Raw genomic sequence first — 6,000 nt, 5'->3', positions numbered from 1 at the left:
CAAGGACCGTGGAATCTGCGCAGGAAATAAGCGACGAAGGAGCGCCGGAGCCGATTCCCCGGGCCGCAGGCCCCGACGAAGGAGGGGCTAGACGGGGTGGAGCGGACACGTACAATCCGAAGGACAGCAGCCAAAAAACGTCGTAGACACACCGGTCCTGGGGGTCCGGAGCTCTGCGACGGCGCGCCCTGGACCCCACAGCCGGCCGCGCAGCGGACGCCCTTATTCCCTGGTGCGAGCGAAGCGGAAACCAGGTGATTGATACGGTGGAAACGTCCCGCCAGTCGAAGCAAAACATGGTGTGGCTGGAGGGGCGCTTTCCCAAGACCAGGGGGCACCGCAATGGGGTTAAGAGGCTTTTTCCGGAGAAGCCGGACCAAGGCAGACGGAGGTCTGCCCGCTGCCAGGCGGACCGGGCCGCAGGCCGGAGAATCAACACCTGAGCAGCTGGCAGAGCTGAGGCAGGCAAGGGCCGAACTCGCCCAAGCTGCAGAAGGGGCTGGTGTGACCGCCTTCCATGCCTGCACACGGAAGGGGACTTCTTTCTGGGAAGACGATCCGGCCGCCGTGCGGGCTCTGGCCGCCATGCTCAGGGACTACCGCGCAGATGACGCAGCACCGGACGGGCCAGGGCCTGCGGACCGGTAGAGGGTGCCGCCCAGCCACGGATTCAGCCGTCCGGATCAGAGCACGGCGGCTTTTTGGGACGGGTTATGCCCACTGGAGGTCAGGTGGAGCCCTCCGCACAGCTCAAAGCTGGGCCCCATTGGGTACAACCCGGTCCTGTCCTACTCAGCCTCATCCGACGAAGCCGCGGCGCTTCTTCCGGACGGCGCTGTCCTGATGACCGGTAAAGGCGCGGTGTCGAAGAACCGGTATTCCCTCACAGGAAGGTGGATTGGTCTTCCGGCAGCCTCTGCTTTTTCCCGGATAAAACCGTGGTCTTCCGCGGAAAGTACGACCTGCCCGTGCCGGTCACACGCAATGTCTGTTCGTGCGTCTTTGGTGATCTTGGCCGACATGACGGGGGGGCAGGACCAGACATGCCGGATTTTCCAGAAGCCAAGTCCGGGTCCCGGAATCGAGCCGGTCCCACTCGTCTTTGAGGCTCATGCTGGTGAATACCGCCTTTCCTCTCCGGGGTCCTTCCTGATATGAAGTCCGTCCAGAGTACGCCCGACCTCACGCCCCCTGCACATTCCCAGCGTGCGTTGTTATCGTTGGAAGGTCCCGGCTGGTCCCCCATCAGACGGGACCTTTCGTTCCTTGGGGCCGTTTCGCGGCCAAAGGATGAAGCGCAACGAAGTCCCTCCAGGAGGATCTGCATGTGCGGTCGCTATTCAAACGTCAAGACCATGAACCAGCTGGGCATCGAATTTGGCGCGCAGCTGGTTGGCGGGGTCCGGGAGTCCGCGCCGAATCTGGACGTGCGCCCCACAACGCAGGTGCCTTTCCTGCAGGGCCGGCTGGGTGAGGACGGGGTTGTGCGGCGGGAACTGTCCGTTGGCCGCTGGGGCATGATCCCCACATTCGCCACGGCTTTTGAATCCAAGTTCGCGACCTTCAATGCCCGCAGCGAGGACGTTGGTGACAAGCCGACATTCCGGGCCTCTGTTCCGCGGTGGCGGGCAGCTGTCCCGGCCGCCAGCTATGCGGAATGGAAGAAGTCCGGGCCAAAGCGCACGGACCCGAAGCAGCGCTACGAGATCGCGCCTGATGGCAGCGACACCATCGCCTTCGCCGGGCTGTATGCGCCCTGGCGCAACGCTGCCGTCGAGGACGAGTCGCACCAGGATGCTTGGCTCTTGTCCTGCACCATCCTGACGATGGCTGCTCCTCCGCTGGACTCCGGGCAAGCATCCCTGGCGCAGCTGGGTGCGCTGCATGACCGGCTGCCGATCCCTCTGGCAGCCGGCACGATCGACGCCTGGCTGGACCCGCGGGACAAGGACGGCCTTGGCCTGCTGGATCTCGTACGCGGCGAGGCGTACGACGTCGCAGCGGACTGGACCCTCCGGCCCGTCGAACTCGTCAAGGACGAGGACGGGCGGCAGCGCCTGGAAACGGTGGAAAACCCGCTCGTCTAAAACCTACGGTCCTGATTCCGGGACGGTGGACCTCAGTATCGACGCAGTTTCTTATGATGCCTTTGCCGGGCGTGGCAGGGCGACGGCGGCGAGGTCCCAGGCGTTGCTGGCTTGGAGGGACATGCCCCGTGGGCCGGTGCGGCGGGTGGTCCCCTCGATCAGCAGCAGGTTAGTGGAGAACAGGATCGGCGGGGCGACTCTTTCCTGGGCGTCACTGAAGAACGTGGCGTCGACACAGCCGGTGCCGTCATCGATGCTGATGAAGACAACGCGTTTGCCTCCGCGCATGGGCGGGGTCTGGGTGGCGACCCGGATCCCTGCGACGAGAACTTTGCTTCCGTTGCGCAGGTTCAGGAGGTCTTTGGCTTTGGTGGCGCCGAGCCGGTCCAGGAGCGGCTGGTAGGAGTCGATGAGGTGGTGGCTGACGTCCAGGGCGAGGATGTCCAGTTCTTCCCGGGTGATCTCCATGCCGGTCAGTTCGGGCATGTCCTCGGGGATCGTGGGTGCGTCGATGGCCGGGAGCGGGAGGGCGAGCTGTCCGGGGATGACCTGCCACCGTTTCGCGGTGCGGGTGGCCTGGTTCCGGGCGGTCAGGCCGGGCCGTGTCCGTTTGTTCTGCCCGGTGTAGAGGGTGTCGAGGGCGCCGACGAGGGCGAGGCTTTGCACGGTGGAGGCGCGCAGCCGGGCGCGTTCCTTCAGGTCTGCCATGGAGTCGAAGGGCCGTTCGGCGAGGATCCGGTGGATTTCCCGGACCTGGATGCCTTTCACGTCGGCCAGCGACATGCGGATCCCCAGTCGGCCGTCGGGGGTCGGTTCGGTGACGTATTCGTCGGTGGAGCGGTTGACGTCCAGGGGCAGGATGGGGATGCGGAGGCGGCGGGCTTCGGCGACGAGCAGGCGTTTGGGGTACATGCCGGGGTCGTGGGTCCAGAGCCCGGCCATGAACTGGACCGGGTAGTGGGTTTTCAGCCAGGCCGACTGGAAGGTGGGTTTGGCGAAGGCGGCGCCGTGGGCGCGGCAGAAGCCGAAGGACCCGAAGCCTTTGACGACACCCCAGACCTTCCCGATCACCTCCGGTAGGTAGCCGCGCTCAAGGGCTTTCTCGTGGAAGAACTTCTCGACGCCGGGGAGGCGGTCTTCGTCGGACAGGAAGCGCCGGAGCACGTCGGCGTAGGCGAGCCCGCAGCCGGTGAAGGTGTCGATGATCCGCATGAGTTGTTCGTGGAAGACCACGATCCCGTAGGTGTTCCGCAGGAAGGGTTCCAGGTCCGGGTGGAGCTGCTCGACGGTTGCCCAGCCGCCGCGCCGGTTCAGGAACGGTTTGACCATCTCGGCCTGCATGGGCCCGGGGCGGAAGAGGCTGATGTCGGTGATCAGGTCATCGAACACGGCCGGCTGGAGCTTTCCCACGAGTTCGCGCTGGCCCGGGGATTCAATCTGGAAACACCCCAGCGTGTGGGTGGAACGGATCAGCTCGAAGGTCGGTTCATCGTCCAGCGGCACGGCCTCGAGGTCGATGTTTTCCCCGGTGGTGCGTCGGATTTCGGTGACGGCGTAGGCCATGGCCGACTGCATCCTGACCCCGAGGACGTCGAGTTTGATCATGCCCATCGGGTCCATGTCGTGCTTGTCGTACTGGGACATCGGCAGGCCCATCCCGGACGGTTGCACCGGGGTGCGGTCCAGGAGGGACGTGTCGGAGAGGATCACCCCGCAGGGGTGCATGGAGATATGCCGCGGCAGCCGGTCCAGGCGTTCGGTGATGTCCACGAGAAGGTCCAGCTGCCGGCTGCCTTCCACCCGTTCGGCCAGGTCCCGCAGTTCGGGTTTCTCGGCCATGGCCTCCCGGAAGTGGGAGGCGGAGAAGCGCCAGAGGTTCTTGGCGATCCCGTCGATGTCGTCCGGGTCCATGCCCAGGACCATGCCGGCGTCCCGGGCCGCGCCGCGGGCCCGGTAGCCGGACTGCATCGACATCAGGGTGACCCGTTCCGGGCCGAAGCGCAGGAAGATCTCGTGATAGATGTCGTGCCGGCGGGCGGACTCGACGTCGATGTCCACGTCCGGCAGGGTCCGGCGCCGGGTGCTCAGGAACCGTTCGAACAGCAGGTCGTGGCGGATCGGATCCACGAACGAGATGCCCAAGGCGTAGTTGACCAGAGACCCGGCCCCGGAGCCGCGGGCCGCGGAGCGGATCCCCATGTCCCGGATGAGCCGGGCAACCTCGGCCACGGTCAGGAAATAGGACGCGAACCCCAGTTCGGCGATCGTGTCCATCTCGAGCCGCAACCTCGACTCCACCACCTCCATGGCAGTCTTGTCAGAGCCGGTGTAGAGGGTGTTGACCCCGGCCCGGGCCCGTTCCCACAGGACAGTGAGCGGGTCGCCGGTGATGCCGATGATGCCGATGATGGAGGCTTCGGGCATCACCGGCACACCCCAGCCCGCATCGCCGACAGGATCGATCCGGCACCGGTCCGCCAGGGCCGCGGTCTCAGCGAGCAGGTCTTTCGCGGCTCCGGCGCCGGCCTGGCCTACCGCGGCGATCTCCGCGGCGAGGGCCTTCATCATCGGTGCAGGTTTGAGCCAGGCCTGGGCCGTGGGCTGGACCCCGGTCTCGTCCAGGCGGCGCAGCGCCCGGGCGGCATCCAGGATGTCAGCGGTGATCGCCCCGTCCGGCAGAACGTAACGGACGGCATTGGTCAGCACCGCCGTGACCCTGGCGCGTCCGGCGAGGCGGAGCATCCGTGTGGCGTGGGTGTGGCTGAACGGCAGCCCGGGCGCGGACAGGTGGGAGACGACCTCGACCCGCAACGCTTCCCTGGGCACGACGGCGAGCCATTGGTCCATCAGGGCCATGCCGTCACCGCGGGTCCCGACCTTGAGCCCGACGTCGGACAACGGCCCAAGCAGCACGGTCCCCACCGGGCCGGCATCGGTGACAAGATGCTCCGCGATCTCCGCCCGGGTCACCGCGACGGTCTTGCGGGCGTGGGCGGCCGAGACCAGTCGGCACAGCGCCGCATAGCCGACGCCGCCGTTGTGGCCGTGGGCCAGGACAACGACGCGTCCGCCCACGGCTCCATCGTCGTCGAGGACGGCGAGCTCGACGCCGAGGATCGGATCGATTCCGGCCGCGATGCACGCCCCGATGTGTTTGGGGATCCCGTAGAGCCCGTCACGGTCGGTCATGGCCAGGGCGTCCGCTCCCCCGGCCTTTGCCGCAGCCGCCAGTGTGTCCGGCCAGTCCACCCCGTAATGTGCTGAAAACGCCGACGCGGCGTGCAGGTGGGTAAACATCAGAAGCTTCTAGCCGAGGATCCGGGCCAGCACCCAATCAGCGTCGTCACGGACCAGCTCGAACACCCGCTCGGCCGAACGTCCGCGGCCCGAGGCGGTAATCCGCCAGGTCTCCGTCTCGAGGACCTGCGGGCCGATGCCCTTCTGAATACGGGCCTGCTCGACCCACCACGGGCGACGGGTGTAGAACCGCAGAGGTGTCTCGGTGCTCCGATACTGCCGGTCCCGCCACTCAAAACCCAGGGGCAATCCGTCCGGAGTCGTCCGTACTAACACACGCTCATCAACATCCAGCACTAGAACACACCTTCTAATATAAAAACTGTTAATAGAATATGCGTTCGACACTATGTGTCGCCACCGACAGTTTGAGCCAGGACCAGGAACCACCGGCCTGACGCCTCGGTTCCAGTATCTGCCGGACAGAGGTGGCTGTCGCCTCTGCGCTCGAGCCATTTGCCAAGCGCGAACCGGCGCACCCGGGCGAGGGAAGTGCTAAGTGTCATTGTCGACGCCAGCGTTGGGATGCACGCCAACCGATTGGCCAGCGTGGGGCGGATCCATGACACAAAGACGGGGAGTCCCTGTCCTCAGCCAAGGCAAACAACCTCGACAC

3 protein-coding genes are annotated in these 6,000 nt (G+C 66.0%); 1 reads left to right on the top strand and 2 read right to left on the bottom strand.

Annotation, left to right across the window (positions count from 1 at the left end):
* Window positions 1-1,325 precede the first annotated feature (1,325 nt).
* Window positions 1,326-2,087, top strand: coding sequence for an SOS response-associated peptidase (locus AB4Z38_RS17125; RefSeq protein ID WP_441430816.1), 762 nt, complete (start codon window positions 1,326-1,328; stop codon window positions 2,085-2,087).
* Window positions 2,088-2,138: 51 nt separating this feature from the next.
* On the opposite strand, the gene AB4Z38_RS17120 is transcribed toward AB4Z38_RS17125, so the two are convergent.
* Both AB4Z38_RS17120 and AB4Z38_RS17115 read right to left on the bottom strand, forming a co-directional pair.
* Window positions 2,139-5,387, bottom strand: a complete 3,249-nt coding sequence (locus tag AB4Z38_RS17120) for a DNA polymerase III subunit alpha (protein WP_441430819.1) — start codon at window positions 5,385-5,387, stop codon at window positions 2,139-2,141.
* 6 nt (window positions 5,388-5,393) lie between these two features.
* Window positions 5,394-5,681, bottom strand: coding sequence for a DUF6504 family protein (locus AB4Z38_RS17115; RefSeq protein WP_441430815.1), 288 nt, complete (start codon window positions 5,679-5,681; stop codon window positions 5,394-5,396).
* Window positions 5,682-6,000: the final 319 nt, after the last annotated feature.

This window comes from Arthrobacter sp. 2RAF6 (assembly GCF_052115205.1).
In the GTDB taxonomy this organism is placed as follows: Bacteria; Actinomycetota; Actinomycetes; order Actinomycetales; family Micrococcaceae; genus Arthrobacter.
This window is presented reverse-complemented; position numbering and strand designations above follow the sequence as displayed.

Bases quoted from the DNA above. Each gene is read 5' to 3' on its own strand.
- AB4Z38_RS17125 (WP_441430816.1), top strand. From the start codon at position 1,326: ATGTGCGGTCGCTATTCAAACGTCAAGACCATGAACCAGCTGGGCATC.